Below are 24,038 nucleotides of genomic sequence, written 5' to 3' on the forward strand. Positions count from 1 at the left end.
AAGTACTAATTTAAACTAATAAATAAAAAGTACTTACTTAAAGTAGCTTTTTTTATTTGAAATAATCTTCATTTAATCAAACATATTCAACTGCGGTGTGATCTTTTCAATTCTTGCTTTTGGTACATGTGAACACTCAAACTCTTCAACAGGAAAACCTTGCATATACTCATTAAGTTGATACGGTTGCTTTAGGCTCAACCACTCATCCAAACGTGTGTCAGGTATCACAACAACTGATCTTTTTACATCACCTGGTTCATGGAAATCTTTCATCATCGGATGATCAATTGCGTCCATCGTAAGCATCGCCGCTGAGCGGATAATTTGATCATTTAACTTACGAATTTCATAGAGCGCTGCGATATAAAATGCTTTACCATCTTTGCGTCGAACACCCCAGCGTTGCGGCTTATTTTCGATATACTTGCTTTCATAGAATTCCGAAACTGGAATTACACCAAATTTGCATTTGTAAGCAGCATCCTGAAAGCTTGGCTTTTGAAAGATTGTCTCATGTCTAGCATTATAGGTATGCTTTGAAATGTTGATATCTTCAGACCATTTCGGTACCAATCCAAACAACACTTCACGCCACTCCAAACCATGATCAGATTTAAATAACAAAGGCGTTTTATAGCTAGGATAAACTTCCTCTGCATATTCAAATGGAATCAGTGGCAATTCGAGTTGCTTAGACTGTTCGATGGTTAATGGTTTATAGTTCGCACACATGTGTTATGTCGTTTAGCTCAGATTTAAAAATAAAAAGGAGGTTGCCCTCCTTTTCATATATTCTCTAATTATCCAAATAACTTTTTCATCTTCGCGCTTAATCCATGCACAAAACGATGTTTAGCATTTGCTTTGTCACTGGTTAAAAAGTTGATTTGGATTGATTGACGTTGTCCTTCATAAGGTACATAACCATGCCAACCATTATCTGTCACTTTAAAAGCAACTAAAGTCCCAGGGCCAGCATTAATTTCTTCAACATAATCATCCATATTCTTTTCATCATTAAGAATACGTAAGCGACCTGTTGGAGCATCCCAAGATTCATTCAAATAAATCAAAATTGTAAGAAGCTTGGTTTTTGAATCTGAATGAATACGACCATCTTTTTGACGTGAATAGCCACGTAAAGTAATCATCATTGGATGTTCCATAACATCCACATCAAACTTATCTGTCAGAATTTGACGAAATTCTTTAGAATCTAATGATTTGAGAAAACGATCAAAATTTGGCTTTAACTCTACATCTGCAATGTTATAACTACCACCCTGCTCAATTTTAGGGAAATCTTGAATTACCGCCTTAACTTCATCGTCTACAATTGAGTTTTCAACTACAAAATAAGGATATGGTGAAGTTGAAACTTGCGCTTCTTTGAGAGCATCTAATTTTAAAATATGTGACATCGTTATGATTCGACTGAATGATAAAAATCAAAATAGATTATAGCAAAAATTTTACGAGTAAGATGTTTAATCCTACTTCTACGACTTAATTCTATATACGGTTAATTGCTTTGAGTGCAATACAAAAACGCCAATACATGATCACCTGAATTACAATTGAGATGAAAAAATTAACCCAATTTTTATAGGGTTCAATCAAAATTGGAATTATTGAGGGTTCAATAAATCTTGCCGAGATAACAAAACCAAGGATAATAAAAATAAGAACCAATAAGTAGGCTACAAAGAATTTCACACCAATCGGTAAAAAAATACAAATAAGTCGATTTAAAAATTGTTTACCCTGATTTCCCCCATTAGCTTTAAAACAGAAATTTGTACCAACAATCAGTATTACAATACTTTGAAAAGCATTAATCAGGCTTGGGCCAATATCAACAATTGGATTCAAACGCATAGCAAACATGATGATGACCATAAATACACTACTTACCAAATAGTAGTTTTTATAATTCTGCTCACTTAAACGGTCATTTCTTAAATCATCAATTAATTTTTTTGTGTTCCAAAAATATATTTTTTCCTCTATTTATAAAAAAAGGTACCTATCGACTAGGTACCTCTTATCAGCCTATAAAATGAACTTAATCACCTTTATAACCTTTAAGTTTTAAACGAGCAGCGTGTAACAATGGCTCTGTATAACCAGATGGTTGCTCAGCACCCTTGAAAATCAAGTCAGAAGCAGCTTGGAATGCAATACCATCAAAGTTTGGCGCCATTGGTGTATAAAGTGGATCATTCGCATTTTGCTGATCAACAATTACAGCCATACGCTTAAGTACTTCTTCAACTTGCGCACGCGTTACGATACCGTGACGTAACCAGTTAGCAACGTGTTGTGAAGAAATACGTAAAGTTGCACGATCTTCCATTAAACCAACGTTGTTGATATCTGGAACCTTAGAACAACCTACACCAAGGTCAACCCAACGAACTACATAACCCAAGATACCTTGACAGTTATTTTCAAGCTCATTGTTCAACTCTTCAGCAGTCCAGTTTGTTTCAGGTGCAAATGGAGGTGTTAACAAGTCATCAAGTGTCAACATATCTTCAGCAGCTAATACATCTTGACGTGCTTTAACGTTGATTTGATGATAATGCAATGCATGAAGTACTGCACCTGTCGGTGATGGAACCCAAGCACAAGTCGCACCAGCATTTGGATGAGCAGTTTTAGTTGCTAACATATCTTTCATGCTGTCTGGTTTTGGCCACATGCCTTTACCAATTTGAGCTTTACCTTGTAAACCACATGCTAGACCAATTGCAACGTTACGATTTTCGTAAGCAGCGATCCATTTTTGTGTTTTAACAGCTTCTTTACGAACAACTGGAGCAGCTTCCATAGATGTATGGATTTCGTCACCTGTACGGTCCATGAAACCTGTGTTGATAAAGATGGTACGGTCTTTAGCAGCAGCAATACAGTTTTTCAAGTTCACTGATGTACGACGCTCTTCATCCATGATACCGATTTTAAGCGTTTTAGCTGGTAAACCAAGTGCTTGTTCAGCACGCTCAAATAATTCAACGGCGAAAGCAACTTCTTTAGGCCCATGCATTTTCGGCTTAACGATATACATAGAACCTTTACGAGAGTTGTGGTTCTCGTTTTGACCACGGATATCAGCGATTGTAAGTAACGGCGTTACCAACGCATCCATGATACCTTCAAATACCTCTTCACCTTCTACAAGGATCGCTGGATTCGTCATTAAGTGACCAACGTTACGAAGAAGCATGAGCGAACGACCATGTAAAGTTGTCGTACCACCAATTAGGTTTTGAACTGTACGGTCTTTATTTAAAGTACGAGTAATCGTTTTACCATTTTTCTCGATAGATTCTTGAAGATCACCCTTCATCAAACCTAACCAGTTACGGTAACCTTCAACTTTCTCTTCTGCATCTACAGCTGCAACAGAATCTTCTAAATCCTGAATCGTTGTGATTGCTGCTTCAAGTGTTAAATCTTTTACACCAGCCGCATCAGTTTTGCCAATCGGGCTATTTGCATCGATATCAATGATAACGTGTAAACCATTATTCAACAGAACGATTTCTGTTGGATTAGCAGCATCACCATTAAAACCAACAAATTGAGATTCATGCGCTAAAGATGTATTAGAACCATCTTTAAGTGTTACTGCTAGACCATTATTTACAACAGCGTATTTAGTCGCATCTGCATGTGAGCCTTGCGCTAATGGGAAAGTTTGATTTAAGAAATCTTTAGCGAATGCAATCACTTTGTCGCCACGAACAGGGTTATAGCCTTTACCCTTTTCTGCTCCATTTTCTTCTGAGATTACATCTGTGCCATAAAGCGCATCGTACAATGAACCCCAACGTGCATTTGCAGCATTTAAGCAATAACGTGCATTACGTACTGGTACAACAAGTTGCGGACCTGCTAATAATGCAATTTCTTCATCTACATTTTCAGTCGTTACTTTAAAGTCTGCAACTTCTGGTTCAAGGTAGCCAATTTCTGTTAAGAATGCTTTATATGCATTTAATTCGAATTTATTGTTGCGATGCCATTCATCAATCTTTGCTTGAAGTTCATCACGTTTAGCCAATAGTGCCTTGTTCTTTGGGCTTAGATCGACAACGACTTGCTCGAAGTTTTTCCAGTAAGTTTCACTATCTAAACCAGAACCTGGTAAAGCTTCATTTTCGATGAAATCGTAAAGTTCTTTAGCAATCGCTAGCTTGCCTTGTTGAATACGTACAGTCATTGTCTTTCCTGATGGTGCTAACTTTTTATAACAAGAAACCTAGTATACCGATTTATACTAGCCTGAATAGTAATATCACATTCCTAAATAGTAAGCATTTTCTCCATTAGAAGTATTGACAAGCTTAACTTTATGTTATCGACAAAACATCAAATATACGGAGAAAGATCCCTTTCTAGTTTGTAATTTACTTATTTCTATTAAAGCCATTTATTTATAACAAAATTCAACCAAGAATAAAGCCTTCTCTGTATCGAATTTATAAAAAAAGGCATTCCGAAGAACGCCTTTTCATTTATGAAGTTTTTGCGACTTGTATTTGTCGATGCTCAGAATGTAAATAATCATCAGATTGCATTTCGAGTAAACGTGATCTAGTCCGTTCAATCTCGAAAGCCAATTTTGAACCTTCGTATAGTTCAATAATTGAGTCCTCAGAGGTAAGCAAAAGCTTTACACCACGATCATAGAACTCATCGACCAAATAAATAAATCGACGCGTACCTTCGGATAAGAAATCTGTTAAATGAGGTACGTTACTCACTAAAACGGTGTTGTAAATATTCGCAATTTCAATAAAGTCCGCTGGACTTCTTGGTTTGAAACATAGTTCAGAAAACTCACACCACAAAACATCTTCGGTATGACCTAAGGTCTCTACAATACGATTATTAATCATGATTGGAGAATTCGACTGAACTTGTGTTTGCGTCAATGCCTTAAAGCGATCCGATAACCAAGACTGTGCATCATTGGTTAATGGATACTTAAATAATTGTGCTTGCTTTAAAACACGTAAACGGTAATCGACACCAGCATCAACATTCAAAACCGTACAGTTTTTTTGTACTAGCTCAATTGTTGGTAAGAAACGATCGCGGTGAATGCCGTTTTTATATAATCCTTCTGGTGCAATATTTGATGTGGCGATCAAAGTAATTCCGCGCTCAAATAGCTTTTGAAATAAATCACTTAAAATCATCGCATCGGTAACATTCGACACAAAGAATTCGTCAAAACAAATCACAACAGCATTTTTATAGATCTGATCAGCTACCAAATCCAATGGATTGCGTTGGCCAGATAACTTGTTCAACTCTTTGTGAACATGTTGCATAAAATGATGGAAATGCATACGTGTTTTACGACGAAATGGAACAGCATCATAGAACTGATCCATTAGCCATGTTTTCCCACGACCTACACCACCCCACATATAAACACCTTTTGGATAGGTCTGACGACGGAAACGTCGAAATGCCTTCTTTGATGCTTTATAGCGAGTGAGTAACTCTTTCCATACTCGATCTAACTCTTGCACTGCCTCAGCTTGCGCTTCATCTGGCATGAATTGTCCTGAATCAAGTGCTTGAGCATAACGCTCTGCAGGTGATGTTGGGATAAATGCAGTGCTATATGAGTCTGGTTTAGAATTTGACATAAGGTGTTATTGCAATTTTAATTGGTGAAAATTATATCGAACATTGAGTTCAAAGACATTAGATTTTAGGCTTAATTATCATAGAGTTTAAACATCATAATGTACCATTTTTAATCATTTAATTATTTCGATTATATTGTCTTGGGCTCTGTCCAAACCATCTTTTGAACGCATGATTAAACGCTGCTGGTTCAGAATAACCAAGCAATTCTGCCACTTGTTCAATCGAATATGAACTGTCTTCTATAAATTTTATTGCCTTCTGTTTGATCAGACGTTCACGAATTTCTTTATAGCTGGTCTGCATTTGCTGTAATTGATGTCTTAATGTACGCTCAGGAATATGTAAAGCACATGCCGTTTCTGCCATCGTTGGAATGATTCCATTTTGCAGCTCTAAATAATCTTCGACATACTCAACAACAGTAAGTTTTTGCTTTTCACTTTTCTGCAAGTTCGCTAAGTCTTGTAGGCATTTTTCTTCATAAACACGACAAGTAATCGCATCAGCAGAAGGAATTTTTACTTTTAAAATTTCGATATCATTCAGAATAAACGATGCTTGTTTACAGTCGAATTTGACATCTTGTCCATAATATTCTTGATATGCAGATAATAATGATAAATCAGCAGGTCTTTGAAATGGTAATTCAATTTTAATTTTAGGCGTTTCAAGCCCCATCATCTTGAAAATATCTTGCAAAAACTTATAAGTACCTGAAATTTCACATTGTGCTCTTAAATGACCTAAGTGAGTGTCCAATTGAACAGGCTGATAATCTAAATAGATTTGATGCTCAGTAATATTGAGATCCAATGAACCGAAAAGATGAGTTAAACGCTGAAAACGGACACCATTGTGCAAAGCAGTATGTAAATTCTCACTTGTTACCAACAACATGAGAAAAGGCCCATAACCTGCGAGTGCATAATGCTGACCGATAAACAGACCTTGTTCAGCACGAAGATCCTGACTAATATGCTGTAAAATATCCCATTCAATTGCATCTGGAATAATAGAGCTTGGATCTAAAGCATCAGCTTGAATTCCCATATCTGCGAGGCGAGCATCCACATCAATACCGACATGCCGCATGCCTTGAATCAAATACATCAATCCGAGGATAGATCTTTTCATCTCATCAAATACAATTCTCAAAACTTTAATGTTGTACTACAAAAGAACGAGCAAATGAATTGCCGAAATGATCAAGTTTTGCGTCTATACAATCATATTTAATCTCAACAAAACCTTTAAAATTGAGCAAAATTTAGCTGTATATAGGGCGTAGGCTATGCGTGAAGTATCCCAAAATGCGATTCAAAAAACTAAAGTTGCAATTATTGGTGCTGGTTTTGGTGGATTAGCAATGGCAATTCGACTATTACAAAGTCAAATCAACGATTTTGTGATTTTAGAAAAGACCAATGATGTCGGTGGTACATGGCGTGAAAACCAATATCCTGGTGCAGCTTGTGATGTTCAATCACATATGTATTCTCTTTCATTTGCACCTAAAACAGACTGGTCAAAGCGCTACGCAGAAGCAGATGAAATTTTTAAATATATTCAAGATATTACTGAGCAATATAAACTAAAATATTATTGTAAGTTTAATCATGAAGTGACCAATGCCGAGTTCGACGAAACTCGTAATGTTTGGACTTTAGAGTTAAAAGATCAGCCAACTCTTGAAGCTCAATTTGTTATCTTTGCCTCTGGACCTTTACACGTTCCTCAAGTTCCGCATCTTAAAGGAATAGAGAAATTTAAAGGCAAAGTATTCCATTCTTCACAATGGGATCATGACTATAGTTTAGAAGGTAAATCTGTTGCATCCATTGGTACAGGTGGCAGTGCAATTCAATATATCCCTGAAATTGCAAAAGATGTTAAACAACTTTATGTGTTTCAACGTACAGCAGCATGGGTGATTCCGCGTGACGAACGTAAATATTCACAACTGAGTAAATCACTCTTTAAAGCTTCAAATATTTATCGTCAAATTCACCGTACTCGTCTGTACTGGACCAATGAATCACGTGTTGTACCGATTGTACAACCACAAATTATGAAATATGGACAAAAACTTGCTGAAGCATTTATCCATTTCCAAGTGAAAGACAAGGAATTGGCGAAAAAACTAACCCCAGACTTTGTTATGGGTTGTAAACGTATTTTGATCTCAAACAAATACTTCCCGACCTTTAATCGTAAAAATGTTGAATTGGTAACTGATGGCATTCAAGAAGTGACTGCAAGCGGGATCATTACCAAAGATGGTCAAGAGCGTCCAATTGATTGCTTGATTTACGGTACAGGCTTTATTACAGACCCGCGTATTTACTTAAAGCACTTCAACTGTGTTGGTCGTAATGGGATCGAACTTAAGCAAGCATGGAAAGGTGGTGCAGAAAGTTATTATGGTATAAGTACTAAGAACTTCCCTAACCTATTCCAACTCTTAGGGCCTAATACTATTCTTGGTCATAACTCGGTAATCTTCATGATCGAGTCACAAGTGAATTACATCTTACAACTCATTCAAACTGTAGATAAAACTGGCACACAAGCTGTTGAAATCAAACATGATGTACAAGATCAGTTTAATGAACGCGTACAAGAACAGCTCAAAGGAACCGTTTGGCAAGCTGGCGGTTGCAGCAGTTGGTATCAAGCAGCTGATGGTAAAAACTTCTCTTTATGGCCAACTTATACTTGGAAATATTGGCTAGAAACTCGCAAAGTGAATGTTGCTGATTATAACTTTATGAGCACAACAGCGAATGCAAAAAACAATGCAGCTTAATCAATAATTCTTCATAATAAGCAGGTTATTTATAACCTGCTTTTTTTATGCATTCATTTATTCTAATCTTCCAAATATTTATTGCGATTAGCTTAGGCTATTTTATAGCACCCTATCTTTCTAAAAATCTAAAGCAATTTGTATTTAAAGTTCTTCCTTATTTTTCTTATATCCTATTAGTGAGTGTGGCATTTGAATTGGCCCAAGCGCTCAATCATATTGATCATCCTACGACTATCCTTCCGCCAGCAATCTTGATTGCTTTTACGACCTCGATTGGTTCATTCTTTGTTTGTTTATTGACGTACAAATTGATTGATCGGCAAAGCGTACAAGGCAAGATTTCATTACACCTATTTGTGGATGCTTTAAAAAATATAGCCAAAGCATTTCTAGCGCTAATTATCGGTATTCTACTAGGTATATTAATAAATAGGTCTGAAATACAAATTGACTTCAATAGTTGGTATTTATTACTCATTTTTATTTTTCTCATCGGTGTCGAACTGGCGTTTACACAATTTGACCGTAGCTGGTTAAGCTGGCGAATTCTCTTAGTACCTCTAGCCGCTTTTATCGGCTCTTGCCTTGCAGCACTCTTTAATTATTTACTCTTGTCTAAGCAGTATCATCTAAATGAAGTTATGGCCTTAGCCCAAGGTTACGGCTGGTATTCAATGTCTGGAATTTTATTCACTGAATTGCACTCACCTAAGCTAGGTGGAATTGCATTATTAACAGATTTATTTAGAGAAATTTTTGCAATTTTATTGATGTATTGCCTAGGTTGGCGTTTCCCTCGCTCTGCAATTTCGAGTGCAGGTGCCACCTCAATGGACGTTACACTTGCGATGGTAAAACAATCGTGCGGTACGCATTATGTTCCTCATGCGATGATGAGTGGATTAATTTTATCGTTACTTGCACCATTATTAATTAGTTTATTTTTGAGCTTAAATTTCTAATTACTAAAAAACTATGCAATTCAAATAAAATAGGTGGCAATTCATACCACCTATTTTTATAAAACAAATGAGTTAGATAGAAGCTAAAATCGATTTCAACATTTCAGTAGGATTTTCAGCCTTAGTAATTGGTCTACCAATCACTAGATGAGTAGAACCATCTAAGATTGCTTGTTTAGGTGTGACAATGCGTTTTTGGTCATCTGCATTTGAACCTTCAGGACGAATACCCGGCGTCACCAATGCAAACTCTTGACCCAACATGTCACGTAGAATTTTTGCTTCTTGTGCTGAGCATACAACACCATCTAAACCACTTTCTTGAGTTAATTTCGCTAAACGTTTTACGTGTTCGACTGGTTCAATATCTAAACCAATATCACGTAAATCCTCACGACCCATTGAAGTTAAAACTGTGACTGCAATGAGTTGAGTCTTATAGTTACCTGCTTTTAAACGCTCTACACAGGTTTCCATCATTTTACGACCACCAGATGCATGTACATTGACCATCCACACACCTAAGTCAGCAGCAGCGCATACAGCTTGGGCTGTCGTATTTGGAATATCATGGAATTTTAAATCAAGGAATACTTCAAAGCCTTTATCTTGTAAATTTTTAACAACCGATGGCCCTTCATGCGTAAATAATTCTTTACCAACTTTGACGCGACAAAGTGACGGATCAAGCTGTTCTACAATTGTTAAGGCGTCATATTGGCTTTTTGCGTCTAAGGCAACAATAATACTCACGAATCTAGTTCCATCACATAAAAATCGGCTTAATTATAGAGTGAATAATAAAATGAACAAAGTATGAAAACACGCTTAATGAAAAAAAGCATTTCTATCAAACCTAAATCATCTTTGTTCGGAAATTAATATTGCACGTGTATCTAATTCTAATGCTTCAAAAATATGATCTTGATCAGCAGGATAACAAATATAATCTCCTTCCTCCAATATCATTGGCTCAGTAATCAAGCCGACTTTCGCTTTACCTTTCATAATAATAATGTGCTCAACACTACCAATCGGATGCGGTTTACTGCAACGCGGCTCACCGGGCTGAGTTGTCAAGATATAAACATCACGTCTTGCACCTGTTGGACAGTTTGCTAATAAGATTGCTTGATAATGTGCTACTTCTGATGAAACAGATGGGCCTTCGCCGAAACGAATGACTTGGGTTTGAGCAATATTGCTTTCCATTAATTTAGCAAATGGAATGTCCAAAGCTACACACAATGCCCATAAGGTTTCTAAACTAGGATTTCCTTGTGCGGCTTCTAACTGAGATAAAGTCGATTTTGCAATACCAGCACGTCTAGCGACTTCTGCTAATGATAATCCAGCTTTTTGTCTCTCTCTCTGCAAACCTTTTGCAACGATTTCAATTGGCAATGACATAGTACACCATAAAAAACGATTGTTCGCTTTGACGAACAGCATGACAATGCATTATTATATCGTACGTTCGTTTGATATAGAAATCAGATATGTCTAATAAAACACAATACGACCTAATCAAAGCAATTGTTTTGATCTCTGTAGCTACGGGCATCGTCGGGATTTCATTAGGTGCTGTTGCTGCTAGTTTTAATATTCCGCTTTGGATTCCACTCGCGCTTTCTTTGACAGTTCTCGCTGGTGCTGCTGAATTTACTTTTATTGGTATGATTGCAACGGGTGCAAACCCCATTTTTGCTGCATTCACAGGGATTCTGATTAATTTACGTCACTTACCCTTTGGGTTATCTGTTGCTGACTTTATAGAAAAAAATGCTTTCCGTTTTATTGCATGTCACATCATGAATGATGAAAGTGTTATGTTTGGATTGAGCCAACAACAACCAGCTATAAAAAAATCAGCATATTGGATGTGTGGAATAGGTATCGCTATTCTTTGGCCAGTCGGCGTAATCATTGGTTATTTATTGAGTCAGAATATTCCAAATATTTATGCCTTCGGAATTGATGCGGCATTTCCTGCCATTCTCTTTGCATTGATACTCCCTCTGTTGAAAAATAAAACGACTCGAAACAGGGTGTTCTTCGGAAGTAGTTTATCATTAGCCTCTATTCCTTTTCTACCGACAGGCTTACCAGTTTTAATTTCTATGTTTGGTTTACTCTTAGGAAGAAAATCAAAATGAAATACGACACTGTTTATATAATTGCTGGAATTGCGATCTTATCAATCGGAACTTATCTCATTCGATATTCTGGCATTTACCTTGCAAATCGAATTGCTTTTAAAGAGCATCATCGACAAATGCTTTCAGATTCAGCTTGCATTCTTTTATTTACACTAGCTGTATTCAATACAATTTTTACAGAGAATGAATTTAGTGGAATAAGCAAAATAATTGGCGTTTCGGTTGCAATTTTATTTGCTTGGAAAAGATACTCTTTGATTGTTGTTATTTTAGTCGCAATCGTAGTAACAGCAACTTTAAGATATTTAGGTTTTTCTTAGTAAAAAAATAGCTCCTTGATTAACACAAAGAGCTATTTTTTAGATTATAAATAATCTTAGAATTCTTTAATTACAGTGGAGTGCGAGATTGACCTTCAGGATTAATATCTAGAACAGTTTTCTCATGCCTTACACTTGCGGCAGCTTCAGCAGCAGCCTGTTGTGCAAGTTGAATCTGCTCTTTTCTAAGGTGATCAATATCTTTACGTAAACGCTTGATTTCCCAACTTGTTTGGAACACTCGGAAAACCTGAACACCCAACAATAAACCAACAACAATTCCTAATGCTAGAGTTAACAAAAGTAATAAACCCAAACGCATTGCAGGAACTTGAGTAAATAATAGATCTACTTGTAATTCCGCTGGATTCTGAAGAACCAAGGCTAAAGCATAGCCAAAAATAGCAACGAGTAATGCAATTAATACATAGCGCATAAGCTGCACCTCTCTTTTTTATTTAGCTGATTCGTTTACCGCATCACGAAGTGCTTTACCAGGTTTGAAATGAGGAACTGCTTTTGCCGCAACATCAACTGCTCTACCTGTTTTAGGATTACGACCTAAACGTGGTTCACGGTGATGTAAAGCAAAGCTACCAAAACCACGAATTTCAATACGATCACCACTCGAAAGTGCTTCGATCATCTGATCAATCATGATCTTAACTGCATCTTCAACTAAAGGCTCAGCTAAGTGTGGGTTTTTAAGTGCAATCCGTTCAATTAAATCAGATTTATTAAGTGCTTCAGTCGTCATTGATGACCTCTTTAATTATTGCTACTTCTCAATGTTTTTAATAATAACCTGTTTAAATACAAAACGGTAGCGCAGTACATCAATACTACGCTACCGTTTACAGTATTTTTGTATAAAAAAGTACGTCTCTGTTACAAGAAACGTACCTTTTAACAAATTACTTCATTTGAGCTTTAATTAAGTCACCAATAGTCTTAGGACCATTGCTTTCTGCAGCTTGAGTAGCAGCAGCTTGACGAGCGTTGTTCACAGCTTCTTTCTCTTCAGCTTCGTCTTTCGCTTTGATAGACAAGTTGATAGAGCGTGATTTGCGATCAACGTTGATGATCTTCGCTTCAACTTCTTGACCAACTTCTAAGAATTTAGTCGCATCTTCAACGCGATCACGGTTGATTTCAGATGCTTTAAGAGTTGCTTCAATGTCATCAGCTAACTTAACTGTAGCACCTTTAGCGTCAACAGCAGTTACAGTACCTTTAACTAAAGCACCACGTTCATTCGCAGCTAAGAAGTCATTGAATGGGTCGCTGTTTAATTGCTTGATACCAAGGCTGATACGGTTACCTTCAGCGTCTACAGATAAGATAACTGCTTCAACTGTGTCACCTTTCTTGTAACGACGGATAGCTTCTTCGCCTTGTTCGTTCCAAGAAATATCAGATAAATGTACTAAACCGTCGATACCACCAGATAAACCGATGAAGATACCGAAGTCAGTGATTGACTTGATCGTACCAGAAACTTTTTCGCCTTTTTCATTAGACTTAGCAAACTCTTCCCATGGGTTAGCACGAGTTTGTTTGATACCTAAAGAAATACGACGACGTTCTTCGTCAACTTCAAGAACCATAACATCAACTTCGTCACCGATCTGAACTACTTTAGATGGGTGGATGTTTTTGTTTGTGTGGTCCATTTCTGAAACGTGTACTAAACCTTCAACGCCTTCAGCGATTTCAGCAAAGCAACCGTAGTCAGTTAAGTTAGTTACGCGTGCTTTAACGATAGAACCTTTAGGATAACGGCTCATGATCGCTAACCATGGATCTTCGCCTAATTGCTTAAGACCTAATGATACGCGGTTACGCTCACGGTCAAACTTAAGTACTTTAACAGTAACTTCTTGACCAACTTCAACCACTTCTGAAGGGTGCTTAATACGCTTCCAAGCCATATCTGTGATATGAAGAAGACCATCAATACCGCCAAGATCAACGAACGCACCGTAATCAGTAAGGTTCTTGATCGTACCAGTAACTGTTTGACCTTCTTCAAGTTGAGCAAGTAATGCTTCACGGTCAGCTGAAGATTCAGCTTCCATAACTGCACGACGAGATACAACAACGTTGTTACGTTTAGCATCAAGTTTGATTACTTTGAACTCTAACTCTTTACCTTCAAGGTGAGTTGTGTCACGGATAGGACGAGTGTCAACTAAAGAACCTGGTAAGAATGCACGTACAGGACCGATGTCAACAGTGAAACCGCCTTTAACCTTACCAGAGATAACACCAGTAACGATTTCGCCGTCTTCAAAGATTTTCTCAAGTTTAGTCCAAGTTTCAGCACGCTTCGCTTTTTCACGTGATAAAACTGTTTGACCCATACCGTTGTCAAGTGCTTCAACAACTACGTCAACAGTATCGCCAACTTGAACTTCAAGTTCACGTTGTTCATTTAAAAATTCAGCACGGTCAACTACGCCTTCAGATTTAAGGCCAGTGTCAACAGTAACCCAGTCAGAATCGATACTAACAACAGTACCTTGGATGACTGCACCCTTTTCAACGTTGAGGTTTAATTCACTTTCTTCAAAGAGGGCTGCAAAAGATTCGGTCATGATATACCTGATAAAGTCCGCGGTCTTGGATCAGACAAGGCCGGTTTAGTTAAGTTGTTACATTGTCCAAAAAATCTGATCAAGCAATGCTTCAACTGATAAAAAACTGTGTATCTATTTTATACAGCTATTGATATAGTCAACCATTAACTGAAACACCTCATCGATGCCTATTCTAGAACTATCAATGATATACGCATCATCAGCTGGCTTGAGAGGAGCAACTGTGCGCTCCATATCTCGCTTATCTCTAGCTTGTATGTTAGATAAAATGTCGCTTATTTTAGCATCAAGGCCCATGCCCTGCAACTGTTTTACGCGTCTCTCAGCCCGAGACTCAGCCGAAGCAGTTAAATAAATTTTCGCTTGGGCTTCTGGAAAAATAGAAGTTGCCATGTCACGGCCATCAGCAACTAGACCAGGTGCTTGAATAAATGCGCGTTGCCGTTCAAATAATGCTTTACGCAATTCAGGAACAGCAGCAACTTTAGATGCGTACTCGCCCACTTGTTCAGTTCTAATCGTATTTGTTACATCAATTCCATCTAGGAAAACCAAAATCGAGTTTTCAGTTGACTTGAATTCGATATTTAAATTCAATGCACAATCAACACATTGGCTAAGTGCTGTATCAAGCTGATCCAACAATTCTTTTTGAAACAATGACAGCCCAAGCAAACGATAGAGTGCGCCAGAATCTAATAAATTAAAATGATAATGTGCGGCAATTTTTGCAGCCAATGTACCTTTACCAGATCCACTCGGACCATCAATCGTAATAATATGAACTGTCATTCCAATCTCTTTTTTATGAAGCAACTGATTTGGCTAATTTAGAGAATCCTAGTGTAATGGCTGCTTTTAGTTGTGCAAGAACTAATTTGCTTACAAAAGGTGCTTTTGCTGTTAATTCAATCTTATAAGTCACAAGCGTGATGTATGGCGTGATTTCTTTAAAGTCAATTTGTCCCAAATGATGTTTTACCAATGGGTTATTAATCAACTTATATTCGATACGTTTATTTTCTTCTAATAACGTAATTTCTTCTTGCAGCGGCTTAATTGGACCAAAACCCATACGACGAACAGAGCCAACACCATCAGGGCGTTGCGGATCAGCAGAATCTTTTACACGTACCACTTGAACTGGAGCGAAAGCTTTGTTGTAAGTTGAATGTTTTGACAATAATTCAAAAACTTCAGAAATCGGAGCATTAAATTCTTTTTTTACAGTGATTGCATTACGCATAACTTCGCCTTTTTGATCTAACCAAAATCATGGGAGGCTTAGTGTGCCACAACTAATGAAACATTTTTAATCATTTAAGGACGTTTTAGATAAACGATTTTTCTTTTTTCATCTCTTCTTTTCTTGAAAAAATGACTTAATTGATTTGAGCATTGCTGCTGCATACAGCCATGCTCAAACGTAAACTTATGGTTGTAATATCCGTTCTCTAGTAACTGTCGAGCACTCACTAAAGAACCAGCTTTAGGTTCGGTTGTTGCAAAAACAACTTTTTGCACACGCGCATGAATCAATGCACCTACGCACATCGTACAAGGTTCAAGGGTTACATAAAGAACAGCATCATCAGGAAGGCGGTAATTTTGAATTGATGCACAAGCAGAACGTAATGCTTGAATTTCAGCATGAGCTGTCGGATCAGACAGTTTAATCGGAGCGTTATAACCTGCACCAATAATCTTACCATCACTTACAATCACTGCTCCAACTGGAATTTCCCCATCTGCCGCAGCTAATGCAGCCTGCTCGTAAGCAAACTGCATCCAGTATTCATCATCTGTATTTATTTCAGTCATGATAAATTATGAAACAACGCCATATTGTCTTAAAAGCGCATTCCAACTATCAATATTTGTTACTGGTGGATGATCAGACAAAATATCTTTTAAGGTAATTTTTTCAGCAGCTTTCCATTCTGGTGAAAGATCCTTATCAACCAAACGGGCACGGACGCCTTCTACAAAGTCTGGATGGCGAATTTTCCAATCTGAAATTTGTGCTTCTAATGCAAAAACTTCATCCCAAGCATGACCTTGCTTACCCCACTGCCATAACAACCATGTGATTGCGGCAGTGCTTGGAGAACCCTTCTGTAAATTCTCACTTGCTTGACGTAACCAGTCACTACTCGCTTCGCTCAAACCGATGATGGCTTGATAGTCATATTCAAAGCTTTGTCCACGACATACGCTATGAATAACATCAATAGAATTTTGCAATGGCCCAGAAGCTACAGGTCTGTGTAAACTATTTAAAGTGTCATCAATTGCACGAAATGCGCCTGCTGGATAATGATTCCAGTCAACATTGAGAACTTTTTGAAGCACGTTATCTCGTTGAGCCTCACAAATATGTGTCGCCCAGCCAATGCTAAATGCACCAGCAGCCGTCATGATCGAACCCGTCAACCCTGTAAATAAGCCAATTTGTCCACGATCAGCTAAAAAGCGGCTACCGCCTACATCTGGATACAAACCGATATTGATTTCTGGCATTGCCAAACGTGAATATGGCGTAACTAGACGAAATGGAGCTGCCATAAACAACCCAAGACCACCACCCATCACATAGCCTTCACCCCAAACGACAATTGGCTTAGCATAATTATGAAGTAATAAATCTAAAGCATATTCCTGCTCAAAAAATTTGTTTGCAGTATCAACTTCATTATTAATAACTAATTGACGAAGTTTACGAACATCACCACCTGCGCAGAATGCTTTAGGCGTTGTTGAATCAAACCAAATCGCTTTTACACTTTCATCGACGTGAAAGTCTTCAAACACTTTCAACAAGGCACTAACAATAGATTCATCTAATGCGTGTAAAGATTTTGGTCTGTTAAGGCGAACAATACGCCAACCATTTTTTGCCTGTTCGATAACTAAATCAGGATGATAGCTACTTAAATCGGGAGAAGTCATTATGCGTCCAATTGCCAGTCTATAGGCTCAATGCCATGTTGTTTCAAATAATCATTTGTTTTTGAAAACACTTTACAACCAAAAAAACCACCTCTATTCGCTGAAAGCGGAGATGGATGCGCTGCAGTCAGCACAAGGTGTTTATTGCGATCAATGCGTTGCCCTTTACGTTGCGCATAAGCACCCCATAAGATAAAGACAACTCGCTCACGTTGTTCATTTAACGTATCAATCACAGCATCGGTGAAGTCTTCCCATCCTTGCTTTTGATGTGATGTCGGCTGCCCAGCAGCAACTGTAAGTACGCTATTTAATAACAATACACCCTGAGCCGCCCATTTACTTAAATCTCCATGACGAGAAATAGGCACAGCTAAGTCAGTATGTAACTCATGAAAAATATTACGCAAAGATGGAGGTAATGCAACCCCTCTTTGTACAGAAAAACTTAAGCCATTCGCCTGATTTGGGCCATGATAAGGATCTTGTCCCAAAATTACGACCTTCACATTATTTAACGGCGTAGTGTTGAATGCATTAAAAATTTGCTTACTTGGCGGATAAATCGTTTTCTGTGCAAGTATCTCTTGTTGCAAAAATTCACGCAAATTATCCATCTTCTGACTGAGAAGAAAATCTGATAGTGAAGTTTTCCATGAGTCATCCAACTGAACTTTATTTAATTTGTCCTGCTGTTGTTCAGTAAATTGCATCAAAATTCCTTGAAATTAATTCGCTCAATAAATTGATAAAGTATTTAAATATTTACTTGTAGTTCTACATTCGGGTTTTGAAACTTCATACCTTTTTTCAGTTTTTCATACATCTGTGTATCGCTCCACTCAGACTGTACTTGTTCAGAAAAAATGATTTGCTCTAAATTCAACAAGCCCATTTGCTCATTATTAATATCTTCTTGAAAGCTTTGAGCATAGCCCGTATCTGTTTCATGCACGATCACAGAATACACCTCAACATCACCCTCACCATTCTGAGTAGCAGTCGAGTTTAATACTTGTTGAGCAAGGAAAAAGAAAATACGTGAGAACTGCTCTGCCGAAGGTGAAACAGGTAAAGAAATCCAGCGAGCACTAAACGTTTTACATGCATCTATGTACGCGGCATCATCTTTTTGCCAGAAACAAATCGCATGGTCAAAACTATCAAACAACTCTTTAATGACGCCTTTTAAAAGACCAAAATCATAAACCATTTGTCCATGATCAAGCTTTGACGCTTTTAATAATAATTCAACTTTATAACTATGCCCATGAATCGAACGCTTACAACGATCCGATGTACAATTTCGTACAATATGAGCATTTTCAAACTTAAATAATTTACGAATTAACATGCACCAAGCTAATCTTTATCTGCAAACGAATTTTATTATAAAGCAAAAGAACTAGCATTGGGATTGATTTTAAATCTTGTCACCATTTGCAAACTCAATGATGAAAATTAATTAAAAGGTGCAAGACTTCTTGAGTAAACAGTGACTTGCCTATCTTTTCTCACCATAGAGCTAGTAAATTGACGTTTCCGTTCGCTTAAAACAACTTCAATTTGAGCAGCGAAATAATTTGATTTGCTATCTAACAGCCCTGCAACATCATTTTTTGTCTGATCCTCAACCCCAGAAAAAGCATTTAACTTCCACAAATCATCAACATTATTAAAATAAGTTAAATTAGAGAGTTTTGCTTTTAATTCTTGATCGAGTGCGTTTACATCCACTCTTGGATCTATGCTTGCCAATAATAAGGCCGATGCAGTATTCATGTTGACTTTGGTTTGCTCTGGTAAAGCCGTCACATAAGGCTTAATCAAATCATAGTTTTTACCTTCAAAGCCTTTGACAAGCTTCAATTCATCAACACTATGAAACATTGTATTCGATGCCAAATAAGGCGGATTTAAACCTTGATAGTAGTTACTCTCGGCACCCATTGCACCAGTCGTTTCATCATCACTGTCCTGCCAATCAATTACAGCCTGACTTAATTCTGCTGGAAGCCCAACTCGCTGCAAAAGTTTTTCAAACCAACGCTTGGCTGCTTCATCAACTTTACCATCAGATTTAACCAAATTATTCAGGTTAAATTTACCAGATTCATCTAACAAACGACCAGATACAGCACCATCTTCAACTGAAAATGGGGGCATAGGCTTTGCCCAATTTTCCTGTAAATGATCAATACTGCTGCCGTTATCACTGTCTTGAATCAATAACTCAGAAAAAAAAGCTTCAGCACTCTTGGCATATAGTAAAGACTGATCTTGCCGCATCAAATATCCTGTATTTTCAGCAGTATTAGACTGTCGTTTTGCGATAGTTGCAGCCAAAATAGTCGCTAAAGCAACCATAACCAAAATCGTTAATAATGCAACGCCATGTTGTGATTGATTCTTTATCATTATTATTGACCATCCTGATTGGTACGAAGCAGACTATAAATCCATTCATAATCTGTTCCTGCTACCGTAAGCTGGATTTTCAATCCTAATGGTAGCTTTTTTAGTTCTACTACATTATTTGGATCATTGAGATTTTCTGGCCATTGGGTTAATTCTTGAGGATTCAAAACAGTTACTTTAAATTGATCTACATTTTCAAGCAAAGTACTTGAAACAGGCTGAATACGATTTGGGATATTCAAGTTTGAATATTTAAGTCTATATACTTTTTTCTGTGCCGAATCATAACGATACTCTATTCGCTCATAAGGTGACAAACCTTGCTTTAGAGGATCTGAGACACCCGCCTTACTGAACATAAAACTTCTATCGTTGAGCACCAAAGCAGCCTGTATTTGCCTCCCATCATTTGCTGTTAAAGGAATAATTTGCAAACTGTCTCTTAAAATTTGCTGATACGCATCTTGCAATTCAAATAAATGTGTCTCATGTTCAGCATTACGATCTTTGACTTTAAGCAGATAATCAAAAACCTTCCAACCCATCATTGAAAGCACAGCAAAAATTGCGATCGCAACCAACAGCTCCACTAAGGTAAATCCTAAAACTGATTTCTGACGAGCAATGCTCGACCTTACTGCAAAGCCGAGAGCTAAGCTTCGAGTGTTTGAATTAACCAAGCCAAACTTTGGTTGAGCACTAGAAATTGATGAAATACCAAACACATTTTTATTATTCATTATGTTCTAGCTTTTGCTGGATAATTAAAAAATACAACATTAGTAATTCCCGCTTCTACTTTGCCTTGATCAGCATTAAATAAGCTAACTTGCAGTTCAATACGTTGTATTTTGGGGCTAATCGTTGATTGTGCTTTTTTATCAATTTGCCACGTTTCACCTTGAGAGGTCACTTGTTTAGATTGAGTTCCATCTAGCCACTCTTGGTTCATTTCCATCGTGGCAACTTCATTCATAGCAACAAACTGTGCTTTGGTCCGTAAAATTGCATTTGAAGTCGACTGAGTGTATTGCATCGCTATTTTTGTTAAAGCAATTGCTGCGACTGCAAAGATAGCCAATGCGACCATAACTTCAAGCAAGGTAAATCCTGAGACACGATTAAATCGAGCAACGCTTGATCGTGTCGCAAGACGAGAAGCTATGCTTTGAGTTGCAGGATGAGCCAAACATAATTTCGTCTGAGTACCTGAAAGAACACTATGTTTTGAGTATCTAATTTTCATTTACTTTACCCAAGTGATCTAACTCGAATTCGTGCCCAATTGCTTGTTGTTGATAATAAAACTGAATCCGAACAGGTTTAACCTCACCATTGCCAAACCAAATTAACTGAGGTGCCTTACCACCCAACAAATCTTCATTGTTAGCTTTTGGATAACTCTCATTATCCAGACTTTCAATGCTAAATGAAACTTGCTCAGGTAGCTGACGTGTTTTGAATTCTACATAAGGCTGCCAAGTCCGATCTTCTTGTTGAATTTGTTCTTTGCTCTGATCGTGATATTCGAACAAATTATAGCTAAACGGTGCGACATCAGTCGCATTCTGGGTATTTAAAGCAAATACCTTAGCTTGATCCGTTGCTTCTTTATTAATCTTTTTTAGATCTAAAATAAACATCTCACGGGCTTGCATCGCTCTACGTTGGTCAACACCACCAATATTCAATACAACTAAAGATGCCATAATCGTCATGATCACAATAACGACCATGACCTCAATCAAGGTAAATCCTGAGACACGATTAAATCGAGCAACACTCGATCGTGTCGCAAGACTAGAAGCCATGCTTTGAGTTACAGGATGAGTAAAACAACGTTTCTCTCTAAGAAGCCTAGCTTCGCAAGAAGGCAAAGCTCTATGCTCGAAGTGAGCAAATTTTCGTCTAACAACGCGCGGTTCTACTGCACAAGAAGCTACACTTCGAGTGTGAGGATGAACAAGATGAAATTTTGTCTGGGTATTAGACATAGAACTATGCTCAGGGTTGACGCATTTAAATCGAGCATAGCTTGAAACTTTAGCAAACCGAGAAATAAGATGTCGTTTGCTTGTTTGTCGACTATGCTGCGAGCAGTTCATTGTATTGACCAACTATGTCGTAATTGTTTCAAGTTGCTTCGGCATGGCTAAAGCTTGTTCGATATATGCAACTCGCAGAGTATCTCTTGAACCAAGATAACGCTGGTAAAAACTTGAATTGAGAATAACGGCAGCGCCATAAGTCAAAGACCAAATGGATGCTAAATAATCACGCGTTGTCATCGTGCTATTAATATCCAACAAATAGCTTTCTGTCATACGAATAATAATGCGTAAACGTTGTCGACGAACTTTATATAACTCACTAAATAATAGCTGTATACCTTGACCTGTTGTAGATAAACGTTCTTCTATCTGATGAAATAATGCTGTGCGTTCAGGATGATGTAAATGATGCAACATAAAGAAAGCTAAATGTTCAGGAAAACTTTTTTCAGTGTCCTGAATCATTTCCAAAAGCATTCGCTCATTACGAATGATCAACAACATATACAATTCATCTTTACTTTGAAAGTGTTTGTATAATGTGCCTTTGGCAAGATCTAGCTCTGCTGCAAGAGCATCTAAGGTCATGCCTGCTTCACCATTTTCTAATAGGAGTTGCTCAGCGATTTGAAAAATTAATACTTCTCGTGCTCTAAACTGAGCTTGACGATCCATTTTCACGTGATAACTCTCTTCCTAGTACAACAATAACCGTTTATTTCAAATTTAAGAGATTCTCAAAATTTTGTGTGGTAATCATGCCAATCTCTTCAAGCGATTTATCATATACATCACTCAGTGCTTTTGCTACATAAGGAACATATTTTGGTTCATTCGTTTTACCGCGATATGGCACAGGTGCTAAATAAGGACTATCTGTTTCTATTAGCACTCGATCAAGTGGTACTTGTTTTGCAACATCTCGCAAATCTTGGGCACTTTTAAATGAAATAATGCCTGAGAAAGAAATATAGTAGCCACAATCCAGCACAGCTTTGGCTGTTTCCCAGTCTTCAGTGAAGCAATGTAAAATACCATGTGTCGATTGTTCAGCTCTAATGATATCAACGGTATCGTGTTTAGCTGATCGGGTGTGTACAACAACTGGTTTCTTTACTAATTTTGAAGCCTGTATATGACGAGCAAAGCATTGTTTTTGTTCTGTAATAAAATCTGTACTGTGATAATAGTCCAAGCCAGTTTCACCTAGCGCCCAAACTTTTTCAGATTGGGCTAGTTCAACCAAATAGTCTGTTGTTGCTCTTGCCATCACATGATCATCTTCACAAGGATGCACGCCTACGGTATATCCAACATCGTGATGACGAGATGCGATTTCTGCCAATTTAATATGATCATCAAGATCAACTGAAATCCCCATGAACTTCGAAACACCTGCAAGTCGAGCTTGTTCAAGTGCTTGATCTAAGTTTCCTTCATAAGGACTTAAATCCAACATGGTTAAATGGCAATGCGTATCAACAAACACTATTTTTTCCTATCTACGACTATAATTACATTGTATAACTTGGGCGATCTAAAGCCTTAGATCCTGCCAACAATTTTTCAGCTTCATTTTTATAATACACACCTTTTTCTCCCACAAGCTGGATTGCAAAGCCTTGTGGTTTAAAATGTGTATGTTTTTGAGAAATCCAAATTACTTTGCCTGTGAGTGGTATTTTCTGAGATTGTTCTGGTAAGGTCGCCAACACGAAAACTTCTTGCCCCATTTTCACAGCTTGTTTAGTTGGAACAAATAAACCACCTCCTTGAACAAAAGGCATATAGCTAGATTGCAAGGTTGCTTTATCAGGAATATTTACCTGTATAATCCCACCCATCATTTGCGGTTGCATAACATTCCCCTGTTAAATTTAAACTTAAATCATTTTTATATAACTAAATATTCTAAAAATCGATCAAATACATGTGCCATTTGATTGATTATGAATAATCAGATTGCAAAAAACCGTAGACAAAAATTACGTTATTTCTTGATTTGATTATAAGAAACATTAGATGAAACAACAAACAATGTTTTTCATCTAGCACTCTCATCAAACTGCATATGCACAGCAATTAAACACATAT

Annotated in this window: 27 protein-coding genes and 1 pseudogene; 4 read left to right on the forward strand and 24 right to left on the reverse strand. The window is 37.4% G+C overall.

Going from position 1 to position 24,038, the window contains the following annotated elements:
* Positions 1–72 precede the first annotated feature (72 nt).
* The 6 genes from ACT4_RS09830 to ACT4_RS09855 form a co-directional block, all read right to left on the reverse strand.
* The gene (locus tag ACT4_RS09830; RefSeq protein WP_007481816.1) at positions 73–735 is read right to left on the reverse strand and encodes an SOS response-associated peptidase family protein; all 663 of its coding nucleotides are present in this window, start codon (positions 733–735) and stop codon (positions 73–75) included.
* Between the two features lie 68 nt (positions 736–803).
* On the reverse strand, positions 804–1,424 hold the full coding sequence (locus ACT4_RS09835) for a 2OG-Fe(II) oxygenase (protein WP_007481818.1): 621 nt from the start codon (positions 1,422–1,424) through the stop codon (positions 804–806).
* Between the two features lie 91 nt (positions 1,425–1,515).
* Positions 1,516–1,890 (reverse strand): hypothetical protein, encoded by a 375-nt coding sequence (locus ACT4_RS09840; protein WP_252316389.1) that lies wholly within the window; start codon positions 1,888–1,890, stop codon positions 1,516–1,518.
* Between the two features lie 178 nt (positions 1,891–2,068).
* Positions 2,069–4,231, reverse strand: coding sequence for a malate synthase G (locus tag ACT4_RS09845; RefSeq protein ID WP_007481823.1), 2,163 nt, complete (start codon positions 4,229–4,231; stop codon positions 2,069–2,071).
* 295 nt (positions 4,232–4,526) lie between these two features.
* Positions 4,527–5,672 carry a cell division protein ZapE gene (zapE, locus tag ACT4_RS09850; RefSeq protein ID WP_004879846.1) on the reverse strand — a complete coding sequence of 382 codons (1,146 nt, stop codon included), beginning with the start codon at positions 5,670–5,672 and terminating at the stop codon, positions 4,527–4,529.
* A 118-nt stretch (positions 5,673–5,790) separates the two neighbouring features.
* Positions 5,791–6,810 carry an AraC family transcriptional regulator gene (locus ACT4_RS09855; protein WP_026094098.1) on the reverse strand — a complete coding sequence of 340 codons (1,020 nt, stop codon included), beginning with the start codon at positions 6,808–6,810 and terminating at the stop codon, positions 5,791–5,793.
* Positions 6,811–6,967: 157 nt separating this feature from the next.
* Here ACT4_RS09855 and ACT4_RS09860 point away from each other — a divergent pair, with 157 nt between their 5' ends.
* Positions 6,968–8,482, forward strand: a complete 1,515-nt coding sequence (locus tag ACT4_RS09860) for an NAD(P)/FAD-dependent oxidoreductase (RefSeq protein WP_007481825.1) — start codon at positions 6,968–6,970, stop codon at positions 8,480–8,482.
* A gap of 47 nt (positions 8,483–8,529) precedes the next feature.
* Positions 8,530–9,447: a lysine exporter LysO family protein gene (locus ACT4_RS09865; RefSeq protein ID WP_007481827.1), complete on the forward strand. Its 918-nt coding sequence runs from the start codon at positions 8,530–8,532 to the stop codon at positions 9,445–9,447.
* A gap of 72 nt (positions 9,448–9,519) precedes the next feature.
* Here ACT4_RS09865 and pyrF read toward each other — a convergent pair whose 3' ends face one another.
* Complete coding sequence (pyrF, locus tag ACT4_RS09870) at positions 9,520–10,200, reverse strand: orotidine-5'-phosphate decarboxylase (protein WP_007481828.1); 681 nt, start codon at positions 10,198–10,200, stop codon at positions 9,520–9,522.
* Between the two features lie 108 nt (positions 10,201–10,308).
* Entirely contained in the window at positions 10,309–10,857 is a 549-nt protein-coding gene (locus ACT4_RS09875) for a helix-turn-helix domain-containing protein (RefSeq protein WP_007481830.1), read from the reverse strand.
* An 89-nt stretch (positions 10,858–10,946) separates the two neighbouring features.
* Between ACT4_RS09875 and ACT4_RS09880 the strand changes: the two genes are divergently transcribed.
* Both ACT4_RS09880 and ACT4_RS09885 read left to right on the forward strand, forming a co-directional pair.
* The gene (locus ACT4_RS09880) at positions 10,947–11,603 is read left to right on the forward strand and encodes an AzlC family ABC transporter permease (RefSeq protein WP_007481832.1); all 657 of its coding nucleotides are present in this window, start codon (positions 10,947–10,949) and stop codon (positions 11,601–11,603) included.
* Entirely contained in the window at positions 11,600–11,926 is a 327-nt protein-coding gene (locus ACT4_RS09885; protein WP_007481834.1) for an AzlD domain-containing protein, read from the forward strand. The genes ACT4_RS09880 and ACT4_RS09885 overlap by 4 nt, the downstream gene beginning before the upstream one ends.
* Before the next feature lie 70 nt (positions 11,927–11,996).
* Here the strand turns inward: ACT4_RS09885 and ACT4_RS09890 are convergent, their stop codons facing one another.
* The 16 genes and pseudogenes from ACT4_RS09890 to ACT4_RS09965 all read right to left on the reverse strand — a co-directional run bounded on the left by ACT4_RS09890 (position 11,997) and on the right by ACT4_RS09965 (position 23,803).
* Positions 11,997–12,362, reverse strand: coding sequence for a lipopolysaccharide assembly protein LapA domain-containing protein (locus tag ACT4_RS09890; protein WP_004879862.1), 366 nt, complete (start codon positions 12,360–12,362; stop codon positions 11,997–11,999).
* 18 nt (positions 12,363–12,380) lie between these two features.
* Positions 12,381–12,683, reverse strand: a complete 303-nt coding sequence (locus ACT4_RS09895; RefSeq protein ID WP_004879864.1) for an integration host factor subunit beta — start codon at positions 12,681–12,683, stop codon at positions 12,381–12,383.
* A 157-nt stretch (positions 12,684–12,840) separates the two neighbouring features.
* Positions 12,841–14,523 carry a 30S ribosomal protein S1 gene (gene rpsA, locus ACT4_RS09900; RefSeq protein ID WP_004879865.1) on the reverse strand — a complete coding sequence of 561 codons (1,683 nt, stop codon included), beginning with the start codon at positions 14,521–14,523 and terminating at the stop codon, positions 12,841–12,843.
* Positions 14,524–14,637: 114 nt separating this feature from the next.
* Positions 14,638–15,318, reverse strand: coding sequence for a (d)CMP kinase (gene cmk / locus ACT4_RS09905; protein WP_007481837.1), 681 nt, complete (start codon positions 15,316–15,318; stop codon positions 14,638–14,640).
* Between the two features lie 13 nt (positions 15,319–15,331).
* Positions 15,332–15,772 (reverse strand): SRPBCC family protein, encoded by a 441-nt coding sequence (locus tag ACT4_RS09910; protein WP_007481838.1) that lies wholly within the window; start codon positions 15,770–15,772, stop codon positions 15,332–15,334.
* 66 nt (positions 15,773–15,838) lie between these two features.
* Positions 15,839–16,347, reverse strand: a pseudogene (gene tadA, locus ACT4_RS09915) (tRNA adenosine(34) deaminase TadA).
* 6 nt (positions 16,348–16,353) lie between these two features.
* Positions 16,354–17,475 carry an enoyl-CoA hydratase/isomerase family protein gene (locus tag ACT4_RS09920; RefSeq protein ID WP_007481840.1) on the reverse strand — a complete coding sequence of 374 codons (1,122 nt, stop codon included), beginning with the start codon at positions 17,473–17,475 and terminating at the stop codon, positions 16,354–16,356.
* On the reverse strand, positions 17,475–18,188 hold the full coding sequence (gene ung / locus ACT4_RS09925) for a uracil-DNA glycosylase (RefSeq protein WP_004879875.1): 714 nt from the start codon (positions 18,186–18,188) through the stop codon (positions 17,475–17,477). The genes ACT4_RS09920 and ung overlap by 1 nt, the downstream gene beginning before the upstream one ends.
* A 44-nt stretch (positions 18,189–18,232) precedes the next feature.
* Entirely contained in the window at positions 18,233–18,829 is a 597-nt protein-coding gene (locus tag ACT4_RS09930) for a 6-carboxytetrahydropterin synthase (protein WP_007481841.1), read from the reverse strand.
* Between the two features lie 107 nt (positions 18,830–18,936).
* Positions 18,937–19,893 (reverse strand): type II secretion system minor pseudopilin GspK, encoded by a 957-nt coding sequence (gene gspK / locus ACT4_RS09935; RefSeq protein WP_007481842.1) that lies wholly within the window; start codon positions 19,891–19,893, stop codon positions 18,937–18,939.
* Between the two features lie 2 nt (positions 19,894–19,895).
* On the reverse strand, positions 19,896–20,633 hold the full coding sequence (gene gspJ / locus ACT4_RS09940; RefSeq protein WP_007481843.1) for a type II secretion system minor pseudopilin GspJ: 738 nt from the start codon (positions 20,631–20,633) through the stop codon (positions 19,896–19,898).
* Entirely contained in the window at positions 20,633–21,139 is a 507-nt protein-coding gene (gene gspI / locus ACT4_RS09945) for a type II secretion system minor pseudopilin GspI (RefSeq protein WP_004879884.1), read from the reverse strand. The genes gspJ and gspI overlap by 1 nt, the downstream gene beginning before the upstream one ends.
* Positions 21,129–21,704, reverse strand: a complete 576-nt coding sequence (locus ACT4_RS09950; RefSeq protein WP_007481844.1) for a type II secretion system protein — start codon at positions 21,702–21,704, stop codon at positions 21,129–21,131. Before ACT4_RS09950 ends, gspI begins: the two co-directional genes overlap by 11 nt.
* 306 nt (positions 21,705–22,010) lie before the next feature.
* The gene (locus ACT4_RS09955) at positions 22,011–22,619 is read right to left on the reverse strand and encodes a TetR/AcrR family transcriptional regulator (protein ID WP_017196661.1); all 609 of its coding nucleotides are present in this window, start codon (positions 22,617–22,619) and stop codon (positions 22,011–22,013) included.
* 40 nt (positions 22,620–22,659) lie between these two features.
* On the reverse strand, positions 22,660–23,433 hold the full coding sequence (locus tag ACT4_RS09960) for a TatD family hydrolase (protein WP_007481846.1): 774 nt from the start codon (positions 23,431–23,433) through the stop codon (positions 22,660–22,662).
* A gap of 25 nt (positions 23,434–23,458) precedes the next feature.
* Positions 23,459–23,803: a PilZ domain-containing protein gene (locus ACT4_RS09965; protein ID WP_004879891.1), complete on the reverse strand. Its 345-nt coding sequence runs from the start codon at positions 23,801–23,803 to the stop codon at positions 23,459–23,461.
* Positions 23,804–24,038: the final 235 nt, after the last annotated feature.

It is taken from the genome of Acinetobacter sp. NBRC 100985 (assembly GCF_000241225.1).
Taxonomy (GTDB): Bacteria; Pseudomonadota; Gammaproteobacteria; order Pseudomonadales; family Moraxellaceae; genus Acinetobacter; species Acinetobacter venetianus.

Bases quoted from the DNA above. Each gene is read 5' to 3' on its own strand.
- ACT4_RS09920 (WP_007481840.1), bottom strand. From the start codon at position 17,475: ATGACTTCTCCCGATTTAAGTAGCTATCATCCTGATTTAGTTATCGAA.
- ACT4_RS09840 (WP_252316389.1), bottom strand. From the start codon at position 1,890: ATGTTTGCTATGCGTTTGAATCCAATTGTTGATATTGGCCCAAGCCTG.
- ACT4_RS09895 (WP_004879864.1), bottom strand. From the start codon at position 12,683: ATGACGACTGAAGCACTTAATAAATCTGATTTAATTGAACGGATTGCA.
- cmk (WP_007481837.1), bottom strand. From the start codon at position 15,318: ATGACAGTTCATATTATTACGATTGATGGTCCGAGTGGATCTGGTAAA.
- ACT4_RS09930 (WP_007481841.1), bottom strand. From the start codon at position 18,829: ATGTTAATTCGTAAATTATTTAAGTTTGAAAATGCTCATATTGTACGA.
- gspJ (WP_007481843.1), bottom strand. From the start codon at position 20,633: ATGAATAATAAAAATGTGTTTGGTATTTCATCAATTTCTAGTGCTCAA.
- gspI (WP_004879884.1), bottom strand. From the start codon at position 21,139: ATGAAAATTAGATACTCAAAACATAGTGTTCTTTCAGGTACTCAGACG.
- ACT4_RS09855 (WP_026094098.1), bottom strand. From the start codon at position 6,810: ATGAAAAGATCTATCCTCGGATTGATGTATTTGATTCAAGGCATGCGG.
- ACT4_RS09865 (WP_007481827.1), top strand. From the start codon at position 8,530: ATGCATTCATTTATTCTAATCTTCCAAATATTTATTGCGATTAGCTTA.
- ACT4_RS09965 (WP_004879891.1), bottom strand. From the start codon at position 23,803: ATGCAACCGCAAATGATGGGTGGGATTATACAGGTAAATATTCCTGAT.
- ACT4_RS09835 (WP_007481818.1), bottom strand. From the start codon at position 1,424: ATGTCACATATTTTAAAATTAGATGCTCTCAAAGAAGCGCAAGTTTCA.
- ACT4_RS09880 (WP_007481832.1), top strand. From the start codon at position 10,947: ATGTCTAATAAAACACAATACGACCTAATCAAAGCAATTGTTTTGATC.
- ung (WP_004879875.1), bottom strand. From the start codon at position 18,188: ATGCAATTTACTGAACAACAGCAGGACAAATTAAATAAAGTTCAGTTG.
- ACT4_RS09875 (WP_007481830.1), bottom strand. From the start codon at position 10,857: ATGTCATTGCCAATTGAAATCGTTGCAAAAGGTTTGCAGAGAGAGAGA.
- ACT4_RS09910 (WP_007481838.1), bottom strand. From the start codon at position 15,772: ATGCGTAATGCAATCACTGTAAAAAAAGAATTTAATGCTCCGATTTCT.
- zapE (WP_004879846.1), bottom strand. From the start codon at position 5,672: ATGTCAAATTCTAAACCAGACTCATATAGCACTGCATTTATCCCAACA.
- rpsA (WP_004879865.1), bottom strand. From the start codon at position 14,523: ATGACCGAATCTTTTGCAGCCCTCTTTGAAGAAAGTGAATTAAACCTC.
- ACT4_RS09830 (WP_007481816.1), bottom strand. From the start codon at position 735: ATGTGTGCGAACTATAAACCATTAACCATCGAACAGTCTAAGCAACTC.
- ACT4_RS09890 (WP_004879862.1), bottom strand. From the start codon at position 12,362: ATGCGCTATGTATTAATTGCATTACTCGTTGCTATTTTTGGCTATGCT.
- ACT4_RS09845 (WP_007481823.1), bottom strand. From the start codon at position 4,231: ATGACTGTACGTATTCAACAAGGCAAGCTAGCGATTGCTAAAGAACTT.
- ACT4_RS09950 (WP_007481844.1), bottom strand. From the start codon at position 21,704: ATGGCTTCTAGTCTTGCGACACGATCGAGTGTTGCTCGATTTAATCGT.
- ACT4_RS09955 (WP_017196661.1), bottom strand. From the start codon at position 22,619: ATGGATCGTCAAGCTCAGTTTAGAGCACGAGAAGTATTAATTTTTCAA.
- gspK (WP_007481842.1), bottom strand. From the start codon at position 19,893: ATGATAAAGAATCAATCACAACATGGCGTTGCATTATTAACGATTTTG.
- ACT4_RS09885 (WP_007481834.1), top strand. From the start codon at position 11,600: ATGAAATACGACACTGTTTATATAATTGCTGGAATTGCGATCTTATCA.
- ACT4_RS09860 (WP_007481825.1), top strand. From the start codon at position 6,968: ATGCGTGAAGTATCCCAAAATGCGATTCAAAAAACTAAAGTTGCAATT.